This is a genomic window from Acinetobacter sp. YH12058, from assembly GCF_013419805.1.
In the GTDB taxonomy this organism is placed as follows: domain Bacteria; phylum Pseudomonadota; class Gammaproteobacteria; order Pseudomonadales; family Moraxellaceae; genus Acinetobacter; species Acinetobacter towneri.
Genome location: NZ_VOZL01000014.1, coordinates 1 through 22,099, shown reverse-complemented (window position 1 = coordinate 22,099; position 22,099 = coordinate 1). Strand labels below are relative to the sequence as shown.

Below are 22,099 nucleotides of genomic sequence, written 5' to 3'. Positions count from 1 at the left end.
CTAGTATTATCTTTGAATTAACAGTTTATTTGCTTTTTGGTAACCGCGTGGTAAGAGATGACCTTTCGTGCCGCGCTTCGCCACATACTTCAGCAAATCGTCGCCTTTGAGTTTGAGTTGTTGCTGTCCTGCAAATACTTGAATTGCTTCATCTAAACTTAAAGGCAACATAGACACCAACTGATCTTTTTCCTCAAGTTGTATCAATTTATTACCTTTACCTTTATTCAAAATTGGCAATTCTGACAGTTCAATCACCAGTAAACGCCCTGCTGAACTGAGCAGTGCAACATGACTCGCGTGTTCAATCATTTGCAAGTTCATCACTGTCGATTGTTCAGGCAAAGACAGGAATGCTTTACCTGCTTTGGCACTGGTATCTAACTGTTTGGCCTGCGTTTTAAAGCCGTAACCTTTGCTGCTGGCTGCTAGAATTTCAGTCTCATCATCGGCAATCAGCAATTGTTTAAAGCCAACACCACTGGCAGGAGCAAGTTTTGAACTTAATGGTTCGCCCAAGCCACGTGCCGAAGGCAGGCTATTAATTGGCAACGCATAACTGCGTCCCGTATCATCTAAAATATAGACGCGCTGATTGGATTTGCCTTGTGCATGACTGAGATATTGATCACCCGCACGGAAGTTTAGATTTTCCGCATCGACCTCATGCCCTTTGGCACAACGAATCCAGCCTGCTTCAGACAACACCACCGTTACAGGGTCGGCAGGTAGCATATCTTGTTCATTAATCGCAGTCGCTTCGGCACGCAATACAATTGGTGAACGACGATCATCACCAAACTTTTTCGCGTCTTCTTTCAACTCACTGATAATTAAATTTTTCAATGATTCAGGATTCGCCAATTGTTCACGAATAATGGCAGCGCGTGCTTCTAATTCTTCTTGTTCACGACGAATTTCCATTTCTTCAAGCTTAGCCAAATGACGCAGCTTTAATTCCAAAATGGCTTCAGCCTGAATTTCATCAATACCAAAATGCGCCATCAACTCGGCTTTAGGATGATCTTCTTCACGAATAATCCGAATCACGGTATCAATATCTAAATAGGCAATCAGCAAACCTGCCAAAATGTGCAGTCGCTTTTCGATTTTATTAAGATGATATTGCAAACGACGTGTGACGGTATTTTTACGAATCTCAATCCATTCCAGCAAAATACGACGAATCGATTTCACCTGCGGACGACCATCTGCGCCAATCATGTTCATATTGACACGATAGCTCGATTCTAAATCGGTCGTGGCAAACAAGTGACTCATCACCGCTTCGGCATCAATACGGTTAGAACGGAGTACAATCACCAAACGGGTTGGGTTTTGATGGTCGGATTCATCACGCACATCGCTCACCAACGGCAGTTTTTTCGCCTGCATTTGATCGGCAATTTGGGTAATGATTTTTGAACCCGAAACCTGATACGGCAATTCGGTAATTACGATTTCATTTTTTTCGATGCTGTACACCGCACGCATACGGTAACTACCACGACCTGTACTTTGCATTTTCAGCAATTCTTCAGGTGGGGTAATAATTTCAGCTTTAGTCGGTAAATCTGGTGCAGGAATATATTCTGCAACTTTTTCGTCGGTTAAATTTGGGTTACGAATCAGGGCAATTGTGCCTTTCACCACTTCACGCAAGTTATGCGGTGGAATATCGGTCGCCATTCCCACGGCAATACCTGTGGTGCCATTCAGCAAAATATTCGGTACACGCGCAGGCAAATTGACAGGTTCTTTTAATGAGCCATCAAAGTTATCTTGCCAATCACAAGTACCTTGCCCCAATTCCGCCAAAAGTACTTCACTATATTGCGATAGTTTGGCTTCGGTATAACGCATGGCGGCAAAGGATTTAGGATCATCGGGTGACCCCCAGTTGCCCTGCCCTTCAATAAATGGGTAACGATAACTGAACGGCTGCGCCATCAACACCATAGCTTCATAACAAGCATAATCACCATGTGGATGGTATTTACCCAATACATCCCCTACGGTACGGGCCGATTTTTTCGGTTTGCCACTGTGTTTGAGTCCAAGCTCACTCATGGCGTACACAATACGGCGCTGTACAGGTTTTAAACCATCGCTGATATGGGGTAATGCACGATCCATAATCACGTACATGGCATAGTTAAGGTATGCACGTTCGGTAAATTCTGCTACGGAACGGTTTTCTGTTGCATGATGCGCAAGGCTTGTCATAAAACCTGTCGTCCTAAATCATTTGTTTTTGTATCAATCGGCTTATGCTATGCCGCAGCAGCATCCTGCACAAGGGCTAGTAAGGATGCTCTGCGACAATTTGTGTCTTATGCCGTAAAAATATTCATTTTATAAAAAACAGCAATGCAAAATATACGATGGCTGGTGGTTATTTTACAAACCTATCGACTCTAAAGTTCTGCCTTTGGTTTCTTCACCCAACACCACAATCACCAAAGCAACGGCCAATAAAACCGCTGTAAACATCATAAAGACATAACTAAAGCCATTTTGCATGACCATCATGTGTGTGACCACCATCGGGGCGATAATACCGCCCATGCGTCCAATGGCCGAGGCCCAACCTGAACCAAAAGCACGAATATTGGTTGGATATTGTTCAGGAGTATAAGTGTATAGCACACCCCATGCGCCCAAGTTGAAGAACGACATCAAACAACCCCAGAACATGATCATTGCTACACTGTCGGCCTGACCAAAGAAATAAGCCGATACGGCACACATGCCAATAAAACCAGCTAGTGTGGCTTTGCGCCCTAATTTTTCGACCAGCCAAGCAGCTGCAATATAACCGGGTAATTGCGCCAAAATCATGCCCAACACATATTCAAATGACTGTACGATGCTGTAGCCTTGCTGCACCAACAGACTAGGCAACCAAGTGAAAATGCCATAATAGGAATAGACAATGCCAAACCAAATCAGCCACAGCATTAAACTACGGCGTGCAAATGGCCCCGACCACAGTTGGGTAAAAGAGATATGCTGTTTAGCGGCAACAGGCTGAACTTCAATCTGTTCAATGACTTCTACCCCACATTGACGCTCAAAATTTTGTACCAGTGCATGTGCTTCGGCAATACGACCACGATTGATCAGATATGGGATAGATTCAGGGACTTTTTTCCAGATAACCAAGGCATATAAGGCAGGCAAACCACCGATTAAAAATGCTGTATGCCAATCAAATTTTGGAATCACAAAATAAGAAACCAATGCCGCACATAACCACCCCAAGCCCCAAAAACTTTCCAGCAATACAATAAAACGCCCACGCACATGCGCAGGAATGTATTCACTGACCAAAGTCACCGCTACGGGAAGCTGCCCGCCCAAACCTAAACCGACAATAAAGCGAAAGACCAGTAACCAAGTTAAATTCGGCGCAAAGGCACAAGCGGCAGTAGCTAGACTGTAAATCACCAAGGTGGTGGCAAATACAGTTTTACGTCCAATTTTATCGGCCAGACCACCTGAAAAGACTGCGCCAATGGCCATTCCGACAAAGCCAATTGACACCACCATGCCTTTTTCGGCAGGGGTCATGCTCCAGTCTTCTGCCATTTTTGCCAAAATAAAGGAGATCAGTCCTGTATCCATGGCATCAAACATCCAGCCCAAACCAATCACCACCAGTAGGCTATAGTGGAATTTTCCAATGGGTAGACGTTGCACACGCGAAACTAAATCCATAACACACTCTTTAAGTTGGCTAAAAGGATATGGGCTAAAACACAACTGCTGTTGTATTTTTATACTATGAATTGACAGGATGTGGATAGCATTAAAAAACCGATCTAGTGATCGGTTCGCTTCTATTTAAATATTCAATACAATTCTTATAACCAATTAGGTTTCATCTTTAGAGGATGCTGAATGTTCATCATCATCCTGATAAATAAATTTAGGCATTTCTAAGCCAAAATAAATCGCAATCAAACGCAAGGTAAAACCAAAAATAAGTGTTGCGATCACGGTTAATTCAAGCGATAAACCGATTTCGATACACAACCAATAGCAAATTACGGAAACAAAAGAAATACTGGCATATAGCTCACGGCGGAACACTAAAGGCACATCGTTACACAGAATATCACGCAGAATCCCACCTGACACACCTGTTAAGACGCCTGCAACGGCAGACACCACAAAGCCATGCCCCATTTCCAAAGCAATTTGACAACCAATAATAGTGAAGCCAATTAAGCCTAAAGCATCGAGCACCAAGAAAATGGAACGTAAATGACGCATCCATTTGGCAATTAAAATGGTGATAAAAGCTGCAATACAGGTCAGCACCAAATATTCAGGATGTTTGACCCAAGTCAGTGGATAATGCCCTAATAACACATCTCGCACCGAACCACCACCCAATGCGGTGACACAGGCAATTAAGGTGACACCAAACCAATCCATGCTACGACGCCCTGCAGACAATGCGCCTGTCATCGCTTCTGCGGTAATCGCGATTAAGTAAATGACCAACAACAACATGGACTTGCCCTTCTTTCACTAGGCCAATAGATGCGCGTTATAATAAGCGAAAAACCAAGATAAAGTTATAAAAATTGCGCACAACATTGCTTAAGTTTTTTACCCGAACCACAAATACACGGCTGTTTCATAGTCGGCTGTTGCCCTGTGGTCGGATCTAGAAAATACCAACGGGCCTGATGTTGCACAAAATGGGAAATTTCATGGTGAATTTGCGCCTGCTTGGCATCGTGGTAATGGGCTTTAAATTCAACTTGGGCATGGCTTTTATCTAGCTTTTCATTGCTATTCAGCACTTCGAGCTTTAACCATTGATTCGACTTGCTCCAATCTGCAATTGCGTCAACATCCAAACTTGCCTGTTGTCCTAGCGCAGTAGTTTGCACAATATAATCAATTTGTTGCAAGGCAAAAGCGCTATAGCGTGAACGCATGAGTTGGCTCGCGGTTTCTGCATGTGCCTGCCCCACGTGTAAAGGTTGGCAGCAGTATTGATAATCGCCTTGCCCGCACGGACATGCCAAGTGATGCATAGAAAATTCCAGAAATTTAAATCAATAATAGGGTCTGTTGACACTTCGTCTATATTTGCAATGGCAACAGCCCCAAAACAGCCTGACAATGCAGGCTATTTTAGCGGAAGCACAAGACTGAAATGCAGTTTGGCGTTCAGTTTATGATGCGCTTGAAGATTCCTGCTGAATCAAATGCACTTTTTCAATTTTATGTCCATCCATGGTCACAATTTCAAAAACATAACCATCGGAAAGCAGCTTTTCACCGTTTTCAGGCAAACGCCCCAAATGGAATAAAATATAGCCTGATAAAGTTGAATATTGCTCGCTTTCATCCACCAAATCACGACCTAATAATAAAGATACGTGACGAATATCAATGGAACCATCTAGCAATAATGTGCCATCTTCCAAACTTTCAGCACTGGCTTCGAGAGCATCTTCATCAGGGAATTCGCCTGCAATTGCTTCCAGAATATCAATAGGTGTGGCAACGCCTTCAATCGAGCCATATTCATTCAGCACAATCGCCATTTGCAGCGGTGCTTGACGCAATTGCTCCATCACCATCAAAACTTGGGCATTTTCATGCACAATCACGGGTTCACGCAAATGTGTTTCAAAGTCCAGTACACCTGTTTCAATGTATTGATTCATGACTTTATGGGTTAAGACAATGCCTGAGATATTGTCCAGTTCACCACGTGCCACAATCACTCGTGAATGGGTCATACTTAATAATTGGCTGCGAATTGAGGCATCATCTTCGTCTAAATCAATCCATTCCAGTTCAGGACGTGGCGTCATCACCGATTTTACAGGACGCTCAGATAAGCCCAACACTCCTTGTACCATCACGCTGTGATAGACGCCATTTTCAGCATCAAAGACTTCATCAGCAAAGGCGCGGGTAGCCAAAACATCTTCGTTGATATGACTGCTTTCTGTCGTATTTTGACTTTTGCCACCTAACATCCGCATCACAGCCGAAGCAGTACGGTAGCGTAAATCGGTGGTGGTCACGGTTTTTTCCTGATTTCTGCGGATGGTTTGGTTCAGGAATTCAATCATCACCGAGAAGCCGATGGCGGCATATAAATAGCCTTTTGGAATGTGATAGCCAAAGCCTTCCACCACCAATGAGAAACCAATCATCATCAGGAAGCACAGGCATAGAATCACCACGGTAGGATGCTTATTGACAAAGTCCATGAGCGCTTTAGAGGCCCACAACATAATGCCAATGGCGATAATCACCGCAATCATCATGACCGATAAATGCTGCACCATGCCCACAGCGGTAATCACGCTGTCGAGTGAGAACACCGCATCTAGCACCACAATCTGCACAATCACCATCCAGAAAGTCGCGTGCACAGGGTTTTCTTCTTTTAGTGCTGGTTTGCCTTCAATGCGTTCGCGCAGTTCCATGGTGCCTTTAAACAACAGGAACACACCACCAAACAGTAAAATCAGGTCACGTCCAGAGAAAGGATGTTCAAAAATATGAAACAGTGGTTGGGTCAGAGTGACGACCCACGCGATAGAGGCGAGTAAAATCAGGCGCATCCCCAAGGCGAGAAGCAAGCCCACCACCCGTGCCGTATTGCGTTGTTCTGGCGGTAACTTTTCTGCCAAAATGGCAATAAACACCAAGTTATCAATGCCTAATACAATTTCAAGCACAATCAGGGTCAATAACCCGACCCACGCTGCGGGGTCAGACATCCATTCAAAGATCATGCGCTCTTCTCCTGAATATCATGGGTCATAAGTGCCACACGGCGATGACACTGAAAAGATAAGTTTGCTTGCTCTGGTTGGCACAGCATGTAATTTAAAAATATTCGTTCGGTGCGACTACTGCCACTGTCCATGACGATTCTATAGTTGTCAGACAAGCTTTGAGTATAGGAAAGTTTGCGCTCAGATTCATCCCCTTTTTGCGACATCATCCACGTCAATGCAGCACTTTCACAAATCTTTGCAAATTGAACACTGCATACTGACGGGTTTGTCATATTTGAGCACTAAGCTAGAGCCAACAAAAAGAACATGCTATGGTGAAGAAAATAAATGAATAGCGAATTAAGAATGACCCAATATATCAATAATCCATCTCCTCAAACCTCTCAACCTTTGGTGGCACTGTACTGTGGTTCGCGCTCTGGCAATAACCCGATTTATCAGGAAAAAGCAGTACAACTGGCAAGAAAACTGGCCGAGCAAGGCTTTGGTATGGTCTACGGCGGTGCGAGTATTGGATTAATGGGTTTGGTTGCCGACACCGTTGTGCAACATGGTGGGCAAGCGGTGGGAGTAATTCCTGAATTTATGCTGGATTATGAAATTGCCCACAGTAATTTAACCGAGTTACACGTAGTCAAAAGCATGCATGAGCGTAAAGCGATGATGGCAGATCGCGCCAGTGCTTTTGTGGCGTTGCCAGGCGGCTTGGGTACTTTTGAAGAGATTTTGGAAATTGCCACTTGGGGGCAATTGAATCAGCACCAAAAACCGATGATTTTATATAATGTAAATGGCTTTTATGATGCGCTGATTCAGCAGTTAGATCATGCGGTACACGAAGGTTTTTTACCACCACAGCACCGCGCTAAACTGATCGTGTGTAACCACTCCCATAAAATTATTAATGCCTTGAAGAATTTGGATTCTCCACGTCATTTTGTGGGTTGAACTTTTTTAGCTACATGAAATAGCAATAAAAATGAAAGTGAAAGCGAGTCGGTGACTCGCTTTTTTTAATTCACTGTTCATTGGTTTTTACAGCACAAAAAAGAGAACACCAAAGTGCCCTCTTTAATAGATTTCTAATTTTGCAATGCTGTTAGTTAAGCTTGATTTGGTAGACGGCAGTAGTTCCACTGACTTCATTACCCACAACTAACAGTGGCTTGCCGTTAGGCGAGTCTTTGGCTGCAATAAAGATCAAACCTTCGGGACCGAGATTTGAATTTTCAACGGTAACCTCATTACCTTCTGCATCGAAAGATGTACGGGTTTCACCAAACTTACGATCATTAAAATACTCAACAAAAGATGCTTGTGTCGGTTGGGTAATGTCGTACACCATAATGCCACCCATACGCTCCAACCCAATAAAGGCAAAAGTTTTTTGACCAATTTTACCTAAAGCAATGCCTTCAGGCTCAGGGCCTTTATTGTCACTACGATCATCTATACTTAATTTTTCATGATTGGTATTAAAGTATTCTGGAAATAATTCAGCAGCTTTACGTTCAAAGTCATTTTTTGAGTCCCAAACAATTTTTTTGGTTTTAGGATCTACAATACTGAATGAACGTCCACCATAAGCATATAGTTTGTCATAGGTCATGAAACCATCGCTGTCTAGCACAGGCTCACCATTTGTATCTTTCTTGTAACCTTGCGTCCAAGTAATCGTCAAACGACCCAATTGTGAATCTTTAATTAAATTATCTGCACAAACTTCATTGGCATCTGTAGTGGTACATGCTTTAAATACGTTTGAATCAAGCTTTGCGCCTTTAACCCCTGACTTTAATAGACGTAAATGCGCTGCATAATCGCCCATGGTACTGAAGCCTTTATTATTGAATAAGTGTTTAACACGAATTTCTTCTGCATAACCCTGAGTTATTTCATCCGTACCAAAATATAAGTCTTCATCAACCAACCATTCACGCGCATCACCTTCATTGGCAGTGACCAAGTAGCTTTGTCCATTGGCTTGATATTGCGCAATTGCATCTGGCATATACATGCCATATAAGCCTGGCCAAGCTTGAATATTAATCATCCCCTCATTTTTAGCACAGGCTGTAATCGTTTTACCGTTATAGTCTTGCTTACCAACAACACAATCACGATCACCTGCATCTAAAGCATTTGCAGCTAAGCCAAAGTTTTTATAACCCAATGGGAAAATATCGACCACTTGGTCTTGAATCAAATCAATCACAGCAATAGCATTGTTTTCTTGTAGACTTGCCCAAGCAGTTTTACCATCGTCACTCACCGCAATATATTCAGGCTCTAAATCTTGTGCGACAGTCGCATTTGGCCCAAAAATACGCACGCCCGCATCAAGCAATTCCTGCTTACGTGTATTCCATGCCTGAAAATCTGCAGTTTTTACAGTAGGCTTGTTGATGTCAGTTAGATTAATAATACTGATTGAACCTTCTGGATCAATCTTATAACCTTCATTTGGCTCACCTTCATTGGCAACCAAGACTTTTTTGCCATCTGGAGTAAAAGTCAACATATCAGGCAATGCACCGACTTCAACTTTGCTGATAAAGCTCAGGTCTTTGGCTTTAAAAAATGCCACGATGCCTTTATCAGTTTTAGGTGTTGCCTGAACAGCTAAAGCGACAATACCTTGATGTACCGCAACACTATTGACTTCAGAATTCGCCAAATGAGTCTTGGCATCCAAGCTGTTCAGCTTAACAGGTGCACTTGGGTTGCTTAAATCCAGTACATCGACCACGCCATTTTTCGCATTGACTACAAATAAACGTTTACTTTCAGCATCATAAGCAGAAATTTCCGCAGCACTCGCACCAAAAACTTGTGCATCGTATTCCCCTAAACGCTCCAAACTAATTGTTGTAGGTGTTGCTTCAACAACTTCTTCTTTTACAGGAATAGGATCATTATTATCATTACAGCCCACCATCCCCACAGACAATAAAGCCAACATTAATGCAGAAATTTGCGTTTTCATAAATTACTCATCATTTTTCTAAATGCACCCAACTTACAAACTCAAAGTGAATAATCGGTGACAAATAGATGACAATTTCATTGCATTTCCTTGAATTTTCAAACACTTTTCATGTTTTTATAGATGCAGTCCGCTAGATTGCAAAATGGTTTAAACTAGACCAAATGTCCATTTTGCCGAGTTATGAACCAAACACCGACCCATCAAGCCCTGCATCCTGAATACCGTCTTTTGGTATTTCTGGTTTCAATTGGCTTTTTTATGCAGGCGCTCGACACCACCATTGTGAATACAGCAATCCCTGCAATGGCGAATAGCCTGCAGGAAGACCCGCTGCGGATGCACAGTGTTGTGGTGGCGTATGTGCTCTCGGTGGCAGCGTGTATTCCATTAAGTGGATGGTTGGCAGATCGTTTTGGGGTACGCAATACCTATTTTGCAGCGATTATCATTTTTACCCTTGCCTCTTTGGGTTGTGCTGCAGCAGCGAGTCTGAATGAATTACTGTTTTATCGGGTGATTCAAGGTATTGGTGGCGCATTGCTCTTGCCTGTCGGGCGCTTGGCGATGTTAAAAATCATTCCACGTACCCAGTTTTTATCTGCCATGAGCCTGATGAGTCTGGCAGGGTTGATTGGCCCCTTAATTGGCCCAACTCTGGGTGGCTGGTTGGTCGAAGTCGCCACGTGGCACTGGATTTTCCTGATCAACATTCCTATAGGCATCTTGGGCTGTTGGATTTGTATTAAAGCCATGCCGAATGTGACTGAAACTGAAGTTAAAAACTTTGATTTTCTCGGGTTTATCCTATTAGTTGTGGCGATGGCGGGCTTATCTTTAGGCATCGAAAATTTTGCCAATCCACAATATAACCTGCTTTGGAATTTTGCGTTAATCTTGGCTGGTGGTATTGCTGCAGCATGCTATGCTCGCCATGCTCACACCCATCAAAATGCCTTATTTCGCAGTGATTTATTTAAAAATCGCTTATATGCGATTGGTATTTTAGGTAACTTTTTTGCCCGCTTCGGGGGCAATGCCATGCCTTTTATCATGCCAATCATGCTACAGGTGGCTTTTGGTTTTGAACCGTTTCTCACGGGTTTGATGATGATTCCGACTGTGCTCGGTTCTTTGGTATCTAAACCAATTATTCGGCCTTTAATTCAACGTTTTGGCTATCGGCAGTTTTTACTGACCAATACGTTATTGGTCGGGGCGTGTATTGCTAGTTTTGCGCTGACCACTGCTGAAACTGCGACTTGGTTACGTGCCTTGCATTTTTTTATATTTGGGGTGCTTAATTCATTGCAGTTTGTGGGTATGAATACCTTTACACTCAAAGATTTACCTCAACAAGATGCCAGCAGCGGCAATAGTTTTTTATCCATGATTATGATGCTGTCGATGAGTATTGGCGTGGCATTGGCAGGTACTTTGGTGAATATGTTTAGTGCCTATTACGGCGCAGGTCAGTTAGTCAGTGCCTTTCATGCCACTTTAATTTGTTTGGGTGTATTAAATATTTTGGCATTTTTAGTGTTTTGGAATATCCCCAAACACACGGCTGTTTAAAACGCCATTACCGAAAGCGCATGGTGCTACACCGCACTGCACGTTATGATATGACTTTGCTCCGCGAAGCTTTTTCAACATGCGCAAACCGTCCAATCAAGCTAAAAACTCAGCTTTTACACCGCACTATCGTATGACCATTGCGATGCTTGGCAGTGCTGTTTTGGCGGTTTTATTGTATTTGGGTGTGTTGCGCCAACAACCTGCGGCAACCGAAGAATATCCGATTCAAGGATTTGACGTGTCACATCATCAAGGCGATGTTCAGTGGCATAAAATTTCCCCACAAAAATATGCCTTTGTCTATTTAAAAGCCACCGAAGGGGGCGATTTTAAAGACCGTAAATTTCAGGATAACTGGCTCAAAGCCCGTGAACATGGCTTTTTGGTCGGCGCCTATCATTTTTATCGCTTATGCCGTGATGGAGCAATTCAGGCAGAAAACTTTATTGCGACTGTTCCAAAAAAATCCGACAGTTTGCCACCTGTAATTGACTTGGAGTATGACAGCAACTGCATCAATACCTATACCAAAGAACAGTTACTGCGCGAAATTCAAATCATGCATGATGCGCTATATCAACATTATGAAAAACAACCGATTTTTTATGTATCTAAAGCCTTTTACAATATGGTATTAACTGAAAGCTTTAAGCAAACACCACTTTGGGTCAGAGAATATCAGGGTAAACCACAACTGGCAGGTCAGCCAAAATGGTTATTTTGGCAACATACCAATCAGGGTCAAATAAAAGGTATTCACAGCCCAGTCGACCTAAATGTTTTTTATGGCAATACCAAACAATGGCAGCATTTTTTAACAGACAACGCAATTCAACCCACAAGACTTGAACCGAACCAGAAAAAATAACAAGATAGCTGCATCACAATAAAAAAGTACCGTCATGAAAATTATGAAAGGACTGCTTTGGGCTGCTCTTACGCTCAGCATTTGTGCAGGATTCGCACTGCTTTACCTATTACAACCCGCAGGCAAACTAGAACAATTTTCCGCATGGCAATATTCAACAAAAACCGCAAATGCCAACTTAAAAGTACATTATTTTGGCGTATCTACCCTATTGTTTGATGATGGTGAAAACCAAATTCTGATTGATGGATTTTTTAGTCGCCCCTCTCTTGCACAAGTCATGTGGAACAAGTTAGACAGCCAACCAGCCTTATTGCACAAGTTGATTCAACAGCATCAATTACAACGCACACGTGCGATTTTGATCACCCATTCGCATTATGATCACACGCTAGATTTGCCATTTTTGGCGCAGCAACTCAAACACAGTCAAATCATCGGTTCAGAAAGTAGTTTGAACATTGCCCGTGGTGCCGCAATTCCTGAATCTCGATTAAGCCTTGTCAATCCTGCCCAACCAATACAGATTGGAAAGTTTAAGATTACGGCTATTCCATCACAGCATACCCCTGCCACCGCTGTGAATAATGATTTAGGTGAACAAATTCAACAACGATTGTCCTTACCTGCCCGTTTTTATGAATTTAAAGAAGGCGGCAGTTTTGATTATTACATTCAGCATCCTGAACAGAACATTTTAGTCAAAGCCAGTACAGGCGCGATTTCTAAACAATTACAACACTTGCAGGTAGATACTTTATTTTTAGGGATTGCACAGCTCTCTAAACAATCGGTTGCTTTTCAACAGCATTATATAGATGAAACTGTGGGAACGTTGCGCCCTCGTGTCGTGATTCCAATTCATTGGGATAATTTTTTCCAGCCTTTAGCGCGCCCTTTAGAGTTTTTGCCCCGCATTGCCGACCATAGCCCACGGAGTTTACAGCGTTTGATCGACTATGCAGAACAGCAATCGACACAGGTGATTTTGCTGAATAGCAACACGCCTTATCCGCTTGCTCCGATGCTACAACCGACTTCCTAAACATGCGATACTGTTGAAATCTAAACGCTTCATCTAGTTTGTGCCATGCGGAAAATCATTCATATTGATATGGATGCCTTTTATGCCTCTGTTGAGCTGCGCAGTCGTCCTGAATTGCAGCATTTACCTGTGGTGATTGCTTCGCATCATCCTCGTGCTGTGATTGCCGCGGCATCCTATCCTGCGCGTGAGTTTGGTTTACGTTCTGCCATGTCGATGGCACAAGCCCGCAAACGCTGCCCGCAGGTGGTGGTACTCGAACCCAATTTTGCACTCTATCGTGAGGTTTCCACACAAATTCATCAGATTTTTCAGCGTTATACACCACTTATTGAACCCTTGTCTTTAGATGAAGCTTATTTAGATGTCACCGAAAATTTACAAGGTATTCCAAGCGCAACTGAAGTCGCAATGCGGATTCGGGCAGATATTTTTCAAAGTACAGGTTTAACGGCCTCGGCAGGTGTCGCACCGAATAAATTTTTAGCCAAAATTGCTTCGGACTGGCATAAACCCAATGGCATTTGCGTGATTAAACCCAGTCAAGTGCAGCAGTTTATTCAGGACTTACCCTTAAAGAAAATTCCAGGCGTAGGTAAAGTCACGCAGGAAAAATTAAAAAGCTTGAATTTAAATACCTTGGGCGATTTGCAACACATTGAAGAAAACCTGTTGATTCATCATTTTGGCAAATATGGAAAACGCCTGTTTTTATTTGCCCAAGGGATTGATGAACGTCCTGTGCAGGCAGAACGTGAGCGCCAGCAAATTTCCAAAGAAATCACCTTTGATGATGACTTAAACTTAGCCGAATGTGCAGCTTACTGGTCTAGCTTGATTGATCAGGTTTGGCATAGTTTAGTGAAAAAACAATATGTTGCACGTGGCGTATCGGCCAAATTGAAACTCAAAAATTTTCAGGTCTTACAACATAGCAAAAGTTTTAAACAGCCACTTGAGAGCAAAAACGATCTTGAAAAAGTCCTGCAACTTTTGCTTCACGAAATGCATATTCCCGCACAGGATCAATTCCGTTTAATTGGGGTCGGTCTGTATCAACTCAGCTCTGCCGATGAACAAGCACAACTGTCTTTACTGTAAATATCACGACTCGTAAATATCACGGATATTAAAGCTATAAACTCGCAGCACGGCATGACAGCCTGCCAAAGCAATGCTTACCGATGAATACTAAAGCTATTTTTGTATAAATTTCAGCCAAAAGAATAAAAATAAGACAATTTACCCTTCACAGTTGTGCTTTTTAGAGTAATCTATGCGCGCGATGTATTTATCCGTACATACGCTGAGATGTCAAAAATCACCATTACTTTTGGCATACTTGTCCTGTGATTGGCGTGACGATCAAATCCGAAGATTACAGGACAACTCTGCGCTTGGCACTTCGCCGCTTTGATACACCGTCTCTCTTTTCCTCGTATTTTCCATTCAACTACTTTTTATTTTAAGTAGACTGCTGCCTGCATATTTTCCACGTGCTTGCCTGCCTCTATAATACCTCACGCTTTTTATACCTAATCGCTTGGCGCGAGGATTACACCCAATGGCTGTTCAACGTCTACATATTCAAAAACGTTATTCTGAAATTGCAATTTCTGGAAATTTAGTCCATTTGGCAGGGCAACTGGCAGAAGACACACAACAAGATATTGTGGGGCAAACCCAACAAACACTTGCCCTGATTGATCGTTTACTGGCAGATGCGGGTACAGATAAAAGCCACATCATGTCGGTAATGATTTTTCTAAAAGACATTGAGCGCGATTATGCCGCAATGAATCAAGTTTGGGATGCTTGGGTGGCAGATATACAAACTTTACCGCGTACCTGCGTAGAAGCCAAGTTATATCATCCTGACGTTTTAGTTGAGATGACTGTGGTTGCAGTCAAACCTGAAGAGCAACCCAACGTATAACAGATGTGATTGGATCAGGAACATACCCAAAAAAATCAGCATGTCATGGCGACATGCTGATTCATGTTGTCTATCTAGTGATTTTAGTGGCAAGCGTTTAGCCCAATACCTTCACTTTATGGCGTACAGAATGCGCTAAAAAATCATACTTCTTTAAGGCAGTATCCAAATCTTCTAAATCTGCATAAGATGACGATGATTGCCCAAAAGCTTCGCGTAATTCGTGATATTCAGGCACATCTTCATAACGCAGCACTTTATAACCCGCCAAACGCAGCAATTCATCTTGGTATTGCGCATTGCGGCTACGTTTCAACATCAACAAATCATCTAAAGCCACAATTGCAACAACTTGATGATTGGCATCCAACACCACAAAATCGGCAATCATATTGCGGTATTTATGTCGAGTACGTGAAAATTTCGTGGTCAGCAAGGCATCAAAAGACACATGCGCCAAGATGATATGTTGAGGTAAAATTTCCTGCAAACGTGTATACGTCAGCTGTTCATTTAAGCTAAAAATTGCACGTTGCTTTAGTGCACTGTCCTGAGGTTTTTCTCTATTTTCCAAGCCCTTAACCGCCATCAAGAGAAAGAAAATCAGTATCAAAACCCCAATCAAAATATAAATGGTCATCATTCAATCCTTAAAATCATTTTTTATAGTTGTTTCGGCTTCATGCCGATTTTTTCATCAAATCAGTATATAACACGCTTTTATATTTAAACGTTCCATTTAAGAAACTACATGAAACATTGACAAAACCATCATAGAAACAGAAATTTTGTTTCACAAGCTCGCCTTTTGTCTAAGTGCTGTAGCATCTAAGCGTGTTTTTATCATTAGATACGAATACTGTATAGCATGCAAAAAAATAACAAAGCAATGCTTAACAGATTCGATTGTCGGACAATTCCGATGAAATGAAAAGCAAACAAAAAAGGCGCTGCAGCGCCTTTTGATGGATCTTAACTTCAAGTACTAAGCTTTCGATTTTGGCTTAGATTTTTTGTGTGAAAATGGACGTTTTTCACCTGTTTCACGTGGCGGCAAACCTGTGTGCTGAGTCAATATTTGCCCTTTCTTCGGACGATTACTGTTCTGAGCACGATTGCCACTTTGCCCCGTACGTTTTTGTGAATCACCCGCGACAGTCGAGTTTTTCTTACGTGCCGTTTGATACTGTCCATCTGTGCCTTGCGGCTGATAGGTTGGAATCAGGTGCTGTTTAGAGTTTCCGATTAAATCTGCACGTCCCATTTCTTTTAAGGCTTCACGCAACAACGGCCAGTTGTTTGGATCATGGTAACGTAAGAAAGCTTTATGCAAACGACGACGTTTTTCGCCTTTGACAATATCCACATTTTCGGTATAACGCGCCACTTTGGCCAGTGGGTTTTTACCTGTGTAATACATGGTCGAAGCGGTCGCCATTGGCGATGGATAGAAAGTCTGTACCTGATCGGCACGGAAACCATTCTTTTTCAGCCACAACGCCAAATTCATCATGTCGTAATCGGTCGTTCCTGGGTGTGCAGCAATAAAGTACGGAATCAAATATTGCTCTTTGCCCGCCTCTTTACTGAAACGATCAAACATTTGTTTAAAACGGTCATACGTACCAATACCTGGTTTCATCATCTTAGATAATGGGCCTTTTTCGGTATGCTCAGGTGCAATTTTTAAATAACCGCCCACATGATGCGTCACCAATTCACGTACATATTCAGGGTTCAACACTGCCAAGTCATAACGTAAACCTGAACCAATCAGAATTTTTTTAATACCTTTCAGTTCACGCGCTTTACGATATAACTGGGTTAAAGGTGCATGATCGGTATGTAAGTTTTGACATACGCCCGGGAATACACAAGAGGGTTTACGACAATTCTTTTCAATTTCAGGGTCTTTACAATGCAAACGGTACATATTTGCAGTCGGGCCACCTAAGTCTGAAATAATGCCAGTAAAGCCAGGCGCAGTATCCCGAATTTTTTCCACTTCACGCAAAATGGATTCTTCAGAACGGTTTTGGATAATTCGTCCTTCGTGTTCGGTAATCGAACAGAAAGTACAGCCACCAAAACAACCACGCATGATATTGACCGAAAACTTGATCATATCAAAAGCAGGGAAACGTGCATTGCCATAAGATGGATGCGGCAAACGTGCATACGGTAAATCGAATACATAGTCCATTTCTTCCGTAGTCAACGGAATAGGCGGTGCATTCAACCACACATCACGTTCACCATGCTTTTGCACCAAAGCACGCGCATTGCCTGGGTTAGTTTCTAAATGCAAAATACGGTTAGCATGCGCATACAGCACAGGATCATTCGCCACTTCCTCAAAAGAAGGCAAACGAATCACTGCCAATTCACGTGGGGGTAATTTGTGTTTAATTGCTTTTGAAGCAGGCTGCAATTGCACAATCTGGGTATCTGCATCTAGCTGATCACCTTCACGAACAATTGGATTGCTGACTACATCTTTCTGGAAATTTTGATATTGCGCGAGGTTGTTGCCCTTATCTTTTTCAATCTCACAACCGTCTAAATCTTCGGTCATCACATAAGGGTTGATGATTGGATCGACACGGCCCACGCTATCTACATCATTAGATGCAATTTCAACAAATTTGGATTTAGACGCACGGTTATGTTTATTGATAATAAATGCTGTACCACGTACATCTGTAATTTCGTGGATTTTTTCACCTTTGGCCAAACGGTGGATCACTTCAATAATCGAACGCTCGCCATTGCCGTACATCAATAAGTCGGCTTTAGAATCCATTAAAATTGAGCGACGAACTTTATCCGACCAATAGTCATAATGTGCAATACGACGCAACGAGCCTTCAATCCCGCCCAGTAAAACAGGCACATCTGGAAAGGCTTCACGACAACGCTGACAATATACCGTAGCCGCACGGTCAGGACGTTTATTCGGCTGATTGTCTGGTGAATAAGCATCATCAGAACGGATTTTACGGTCTGCAGTATAGCGGTTGATCATCGAGTCCATATTGCCCGCGGTAACACCCCAAGCAATGGTCGGCTTCCCTAGTACCCGAAAAGATTCCACATTGGTCCAGTCTGGTTGGGCGATGATCCCGACACGAAAGCCCTGCGCCTCAAGCACACGACCAATCACGCCCGATACAAAAGATGGATGATCAATATAAGCATCACCACAAACTAGAATAAAATCACAGGCATCCCAACCGAGCTGATCCATTTCTTCGCGTGACATCGGCAAAAATGGCGCAGGCTCAAAACATGACGCCCAATATTTGTCGTAATCAAACAACGCTTTGGGTGCGGTCTGAGCAGTATAAGCAGTAGACATGGCTGGCAATTCTCGGCTGGGAAGTGGAAGATCAGAAGTCGATCAAAGATGAAAGCCGACTATTTTAGCATGAATTCCATTCATCTTGCTTGATTAAAAAACACACAAAATCAGCAAAATATTTTTATATCCTAAGTTTCTATCTGAATAAGAAAAGCGTAAACGGATACGCCCAAAGCAATAATCCTGAATGCTTATCGCAGCGCTGTTGGTTTAATCTTTAAACGCCACGCACCATAAAGCGCCACACCCAAGACTGCAGTCATCACCCATGTCAGACCAGACCATCCCCATTGTTCCCAAATCAATCCGCTACCACTGCCGAGCAAACTTGAACCCATGTAGTAGCTAAATAAATATAATGATGATCCCACTGCACGATACTGCAGGGCTTGAATCGACACCCAACTACTGGCAGTAGAATGTGCAGCAAAAAAGGCAAAGGTAAATAACACTAAGGCAGCCAATACAACAGCTAAATGTGCAATCGACATCAACCACAATGCAATCAACATGAGGACAATCACCATAGGCAACACACGTTCACGTCCAATACGATTGCCCCAGCTTGCTGCGCGTGGTGAACTGTAAATACCCGCCAAATAGGCAATTGAAATTACCCCAATCCAAACTTGAGAAAGCTCAAATGGTTTAGCCAATAAATAATAGCTAATGTAATTGAAAATACTAACGAAACAGCCCATCAGCAAAAAGCCCTGTAAAAACAGGATTCTTAATTTACGGTCTGCCAAATTGGCAACAAAAGCATCTCTAAACCGCGAGAAGCGAATCGGATACGCTGTAAAATTTTTCGATGCAGGAAGTAACATATAAAAGGTGATTGCAATTAGTAAATTCAAACCACCAATAATTAGGGTTGCCGCTTGCCAAGATATAAAATCGACCAAGACCCCAGCAATTAAACGTCCACCCATGCCACCAATGGCCGTACCCGAAATATACAGCCCCATGGCAAAACCAATGTCTTGCTGTCGAATTTCTTCACCAATATAGGTCATGGCGACCGCAGCTACACCACTCACAGCAATGCCAATAAAAATTCGTGTGGTTAAAAAGAATGACCAGATTGGAAGTAAGGCACTCAGAATTAATAAAATGGCAGCTAAAAATAAAGCCAAAACCATAATAGGTTTACGCCCAAAACGATCTGAAATAAAACCTGTGAAAAGCAAACCTATCGCCAAAGCCACAGTAGAAAATGACAGCGGGAAACTACTTTGGGTTGGTGTAACCGTAAAAAAATCGGCCAAAATTGGCATCATCGGTTGCACACAGTACAAGGTCGAAAAAGAAGCGAAACCCGCTAGAAACAACGAAAAAAGAATGGCTTTAAACGGCTTAGTACCATACTGAACATGAGATGCTGCAGCTAAATCAGACATATTTACTCCAATCACGCAATCAGTATACGCCTGTTTATGGACAAAAATAAGCTCGGTATTTTATCGTTTGCTCAAAAACAGCGTCAGTATCATTCATCACTTTGTCAGTTTTTGCTTACATGCACTGAAGCAAAATGAGGCTAGGCAGTATTTTGAGCTTACGGTATTCTTTAAAGCATAAGGAGACAGGATGTTTCCCAAACAGAAAACAACAATAATAGGTTTGAGCACCAAGATCGTGAGGTACGACAGGAGTTATACCTAAACACGAAATACAAAGAAACCCCGTCAGGATGATGGGGTTTCTTTTTATCTGTGTCTTGAGTATATAACTTTATCTATCATCACTTTCTATTTACACACCCCATAATCAAAAAGTCCCCAAACAAGGTTGAGGACTTTTGAACTTAGCACATTACAAGTTTAAGCTTTGGCAGCAACTGCTTTGCCTGCTTTAATTTGCTCAGCTTCATCTTCACTCATAATCAAGGCAACCGCAATTGCAGTGATCAACACTGGCAAACCTACTGCCATAAAGTTGAAGTGTGCAGGTAAATTCATACCCAATAAGCCGCCAATTAAAATTGGACCCACAATCGCACCCATACGACCAATGGCAGATGACCAGCCAATACCTGTTGAGCGTACCGCAAGTGGGTAATATTGTGCCACATAGCTATACAACAACATTTGTGAACCAATAGATGCTGCACCCGCCAAGAATACTAAGATGTAAAGCAAGAATTGATTAGATTGGAAGCCCATGAGGCTCATCACCAATGCACCCATGATTCCCAAGAACATCAATACAGGTTTTAAGTGGAAACGGTCTGCTAAAATACCACCACCCACGATACCAACGACTGCACCTACGTTCATCACCATCATGAACATTAAGCTGTTGTCCATAGAATAGCCTGCCGCCATCATCAGTTTTGGCAACCAGCTGCTGAGTGCATACATGGTTAATAGACAAGTAAAGAACGCTAACCAGAACAATAAAGTATTCACTGCACGACCGCGTTTGAACAAGCTCACCACGTTAGCAGCTTCAGGCACACCAACCTGATACAATTCAAAAGTGGTGTCTTCGGTAATTTTTAAATCTGGTGCTAAACGCGCTACGATTGGACGGGCTTGATCTTGCTTATTTTCTTTGACAATAAAGGTTAAAGATTCTGGCAAGAATTTCCAAATCACAGGCAATAAAAACAATGGGATACCCGCAATAAAGAACATGATTTCCCAGCCAAAACTTGGGGTAAACCATGAGCCAAGTAAGGCTGCCATTACACCACCTACAGCATAACCACTAAACATAGTAGTCACTAAGGTGCTACGCATGGTTTTAGGTGCATATTCAGAAGTTAAGGCCACAAGGTTTGGCATTACACCACCAATGCCTAAACCCGCTAAGAAACGTAAAATTGCAAACTCAGTTGGATTAGAAGCAAAGCCACCTGCAAAGGTTAAACCACTAAACAGAACGATACAGATCATGATGACTTTCTTACGACCAATTTTATCGGCCAAAGAACCAAAAATCATCGCACCAAACATCATACCTGCCAATGCAGTACTCGCGAGCATCCCCGCCTGAACAGCACTCAAGCCCCACTCATCCATCAATAAGGGTAAAACGACCCCATTAATTGCCAAGTCATAGCCATCAAATAAAATGATCAGTAGACACCATGCCACGACATTGAAATGAAATGGTTTGAATTTTGCGTGATCGATGACATCATTCACGTTAATTGCTTGATGTGCCATTCCTCACCTCCTGTGAGTTTGTGTTTCAGTAAGCTTGAATAGCAATTTTTACAGTGAAGACTTTCATTTTTATCAGTCATCCATGTCCACTTTTGCCATTCAAGTAGATTGTGTAACTTTCACACAAAACACAAAAAATAAAAATTCAACATTAGTCTAAAACATTTTATTAATTATGGGTTTATTGTTATTTTAAACACAATAAAATGTGATTATTCTTCTTAATATTTTCTTTCCCGCATAAAAAACACCCCCAACGCTAGTTGAGGGTGTTTGAATAATGAGCTGGCGATGACTTACTCTCACATGGGTAACCCCACACTACCATCAGCGCGAAGAGGTTTCACTTCTGAGTTCGGGAAGGGAT

17 protein-coding genes and 1 rRNA gene are annotated in these 22,099 nt (G+C 42.4%); 6 read left to right on the top strand and 12 right to left on the bottom strand.

Annotation, left to right across the window (positions count from 1 at the left end; translation table 11 throughout):
- Window positions 1-6: 6 nt before the first annotated feature.
- The 6 genes from parC to FTU09_RS09285 all read right to left on the bottom strand — a co-directional run bounded on the left by parC (window position 7) and on the right by FTU09_RS09285 (window position 6,991).
- A complete protein-coding gene (gene parC, locus FTU09_RS09310; RefSeq protein ID WP_180080067.1) occupies window positions 7-2,226 on the bottom strand; it encodes a DNA topoisomerase IV subunit A in 2,220 nt (739 codons plus the stop codon).
- Between the two features lie 174 nt (window positions 2,227-2,400).
- The gene (locus FTU09_RS09305) at window positions 2,401-3,720 is read right to left on the bottom strand and encodes an MFS transporter (protein WP_180080064.1); all 1,320 of its coding nucleotides are present in this window, start codon (window positions 3,718-3,720) and stop codon (window positions 2,401-2,403) included.
- A gap of 156 nt (window positions 3,721-3,876) precedes the next feature.
- The gene (locus FTU09_RS09300) at window positions 3,877-4,521 is read right to left on the bottom strand and encodes a trimeric intracellular cation channel family protein (RefSeq protein ID WP_178865912.1); all 645 of its coding nucleotides are present in this window, start codon (window positions 4,519-4,521) and stop codon (window positions 3,877-3,879) included.
- A gap of 65 nt (window positions 4,522-4,586) precedes the next feature.
- The gene (locus FTU09_RS09295) at window positions 4,587-5,054 is read right to left on the bottom strand and encodes a YchJ family protein (protein WP_154321159.1); all 468 of its coding nucleotides are present in this window, start codon (window positions 5,052-5,054) and stop codon (window positions 4,587-4,589) included.
- A gap of 141 nt (window positions 5,055-5,195) precedes the next feature.
- On the bottom strand, window positions 5,196-6,779 hold the full coding sequence (locus tag FTU09_RS09290) for a TerC family protein (protein WP_004975629.1): 1,584 nt from the start codon (window positions 6,777-6,779) through the stop codon (window positions 5,196-5,198).
- Entirely contained in the window at window positions 6,776-6,991 is a 216-nt protein-coding gene (locus tag FTU09_RS09285) for a hypothetical protein (protein ID WP_180080061.1), read from the bottom strand. Before FTU09_RS09285 ends, FTU09_RS09290 begins: the two co-directional genes overlap by 4 nt.
- Window positions 6,992-7,112: 121 nt before the next feature.
- Between FTU09_RS09285 and FTU09_RS09280 the strand changes: the two genes are divergently transcribed.
- A complete protein-coding gene (locus FTU09_RS09280) occupies window positions 7,113-7,733 on the top strand; it encodes a TIGR00730 family Rossman fold protein (RefSeq protein WP_096902251.1) in 621 nt (206 codons plus the stop codon).
- A 151-nt stretch (window positions 7,734-7,884) separates the two neighbouring features.
- Here FTU09_RS09280 and FTU09_RS09275 read toward each other — a convergent pair whose 3' ends face one another.
- Window positions 7,885-9,771: a choice-of-anchor I family protein gene (locus FTU09_RS09275; RefSeq protein WP_180080058.1), complete on the bottom strand. Its 1,887-nt coding sequence runs from the start codon at window positions 9,769-9,771 to the stop codon at window positions 7,885-7,887.
- A gap of 183 nt (window positions 9,772-9,954) precedes the next feature.
- On the opposite strand from FTU09_RS09275, the gene mdtD reads away from it, so the two are divergent.
- The 5 genes from mdtD (at window position 9,955) to FTU09_RS09250 (ending at window position 15,198) form a co-directional block, all read left to right on the top strand.
- Entirely contained in the window at window positions 9,955-11,346 is a 1,392-nt protein-coding gene (gene mdtD, locus FTU09_RS09270) for a multidrug transporter subunit MdtD (RefSeq protein WP_180080055.1), read from the top strand.
- A 133-nt stretch (window positions 11,347-11,479) separates the two neighbouring features.
- On the top strand, window positions 11,480-12,217 hold the full coding sequence (locus FTU09_RS09265) for a GH25 family lysozyme (RefSeq protein WP_373685372.1): 738 nt from the start codon (window positions 11,480-11,482) through the stop codon (window positions 12,215-12,217).
- 34 nt (window positions 12,218-12,251) lie between these two features.
- On the top strand, window positions 12,252-13,262 hold the full coding sequence (locus FTU09_RS09260; RefSeq protein ID WP_180080052.1) for an MBL fold metallo-hydrolase: 1,011 nt from the start codon (window positions 12,252-12,254) through the stop codon (window positions 13,260-13,262).
- Window positions 13,263-13,307: 45 nt separating this feature from the next.
- Window positions 13,308-14,363 carry a DNA polymerase IV gene (dinB, locus tag FTU09_RS09255; protein WP_154321163.1) on the top strand — a complete coding sequence of 352 codons (1,056 nt, stop codon included), beginning with the start codon at window positions 13,308-13,310 and terminating at the stop codon, window positions 14,361-14,363.
- 463 nt (window positions 14,364-14,826) lie between these two features.
- Window positions 14,827-15,198 (top strand): RidA family protein, encoded by a 372-nt coding sequence (locus tag FTU09_RS09250; protein WP_180080049.1) that lies wholly within the window; start codon window positions 14,827-14,829, stop codon window positions 15,196-15,198.
- A gap of 97 nt (window positions 15,199-15,295) precedes the next feature.
- Here the strand turns inward: FTU09_RS09250 and FTU09_RS09245 are convergent, their stop codons facing one another.
- From FTU09_RS09245 to rrf, 5 genes are all read right to left on the bottom strand, one after another.
- A complete protein-coding gene (locus tag FTU09_RS09245) occupies window positions 15,296-15,838 on the bottom strand; it encodes a DUF2726 domain-containing protein (protein ID WP_180080046.1) in 543 nt (180 codons plus the stop codon).
- Between the two features lie 345 nt (window positions 15,839-16,183).
- Window positions 16,184-18,556, bottom strand: coding sequence for a YgiQ family radical SAM protein (locus FTU09_RS09240; protein ID WP_180080043.1), 2,373 nt, complete (start codon window positions 18,554-18,556; stop codon window positions 16,184-16,186).
- Between the two features lie 194 nt (window positions 18,557-18,750).
- Window positions 18,751-19,959 (bottom strand): MFS transporter, encoded by a 1,209-nt coding sequence (locus FTU09_RS09235; RefSeq protein WP_179997338.1) that lies wholly within the window; start codon window positions 19,957-19,959, stop codon window positions 18,751-18,753.
- A gap of 423 nt (window positions 19,960-20,382) precedes the next feature.
- Window positions 20,383-21,732 carry an MFS transporter gene (locus FTU09_RS09230; protein WP_096902259.1) on the bottom strand — a complete coding sequence of 450 codons (1,350 nt, stop codon included), beginning with the start codon at window positions 21,730-21,732 and terminating at the stop codon, window positions 20,383-20,385.
- A 283-nt stretch (window positions 21,733-22,015) separates the two neighbouring features.
- Window positions 22,016-22,099: ribosomal RNA gene (gene rrf, locus FTU09_RS09225) — 5S ribosomal RNA — on the bottom strand; the annotation flags it as partial.

What these genes read in the sequence shown, in the direction of transcription:
- parC (WP_180080067.1), bottom strand. Translation starts at nt 2,226, where the DNA reads ATGACAAGCCTTGCGCATCATGCAACAGAAAACCGTTCCGTAGCAGAA.
- FTU09_RS09305 (WP_180080064.1), bottom strand. Translation starts at nt 3,720, where the DNA reads ATGGATTTAGTTTCGCGTGTGCAACGTCTACCCATTGGAAAATTCCAC.
- FTU09_RS09300 (WP_178865912.1), bottom strand. Translation starts at nt 4,521, where the DNA reads ATGTTGTTGTTGGTCATTTACTTAATCGCGATTACCGCAGAAGCGATG.
- FTU09_RS09295 (WP_154321159.1), bottom strand. Translation starts at nt 5,054, where the DNA reads ATGCATCACTTGGCATGTCCGTGCGGGCAAGGCGATTATCAATACTGC.
- FTU09_RS09290 (WP_004975629.1), bottom strand. Translation starts at nt 6,779, where the DNA reads ATGATCTTTGAATGGATGTCTGACCCCGCAGCGTGGGTCGGGTTATTG.
- FTU09_RS09285 (WP_180080061.1), bottom strand. Translation starts at nt 6,991, where the DNA reads ATGATGTCGCAAAAAGGGGATGAATCTGAGCGCAAACTTTCCTATACT.
- FTU09_RS09280 (WP_096902251.1), top strand. Translation starts at nt 7,113, where the DNA reads ATGAATAGCGAATTAAGAATGACCCAATATATCAATAATCCATCTCCT.
- FTU09_RS09275 (WP_180080058.1), bottom strand. Translation starts at nt 9,771, where the DNA reads ATGAAAACGCAAATTTCTGCATTAATGTTGGCTTTATTGTCTGTGGGG.
- mdtD (WP_180080055.1), top strand. Translation starts at nt 9,955, where the DNA reads ATGAACCAAACACCGACCCATCAAGCCCTGCATCCTGAATACCGTCTT.
- FTU09_RS09265 (WP_373685372.1), top strand. Translation starts at nt 11,480, where the DNA reads ATGACCATTGCGATGCTTGGCAGTGCTGTTTTGGCGGTTTTATTGTAT.
- FTU09_RS09260 (WP_180080052.1), top strand. Translation starts at nt 12,252, where the DNA reads ATGAAAATTATGAAAGGACTGCTTTGGGCTGCTCTTACGCTCAGCATT.
- dinB (WP_154321163.1), top strand. Translation starts at nt 13,308, where the DNA reads ATGCGGAAAATCATTCATATTGATATGGATGCCTTTTATGCCTCTGTT.
- FTU09_RS09250 (WP_180080049.1), top strand. Translation starts at nt 14,827, where the DNA reads ATGGCTGTTCAACGTCTACATATTCAAAAACGTTATTCTGAAATTGCA.
- FTU09_RS09245 (WP_180080046.1), bottom strand. Translation starts at nt 15,838, where the DNA reads ATGACCATTTATATTTTGATTGGGGTTTTGATACTGATTTTCTTTCTC.
- FTU09_RS09240 (WP_180080043.1), bottom strand. Translation starts at nt 18,556, where the DNA reads ATGTCTACTGCTTATACTGCTCAGACCGCACCCAAAGCGTTGTTTGAT.
- FTU09_RS09235 (WP_179997338.1), bottom strand. Translation starts at nt 19,959, where the DNA reads ATGTCTGATTTAGCTGCAGCATCTCATGTTCAGTATGGTACTAAGCCG.
- FTU09_RS09230 (WP_096902259.1), bottom strand. Translation starts at nt 21,732, where the DNA reads ATGGCACATCAAGCAATTAACGTGAATGATGTCATCGATCACGCAAAA.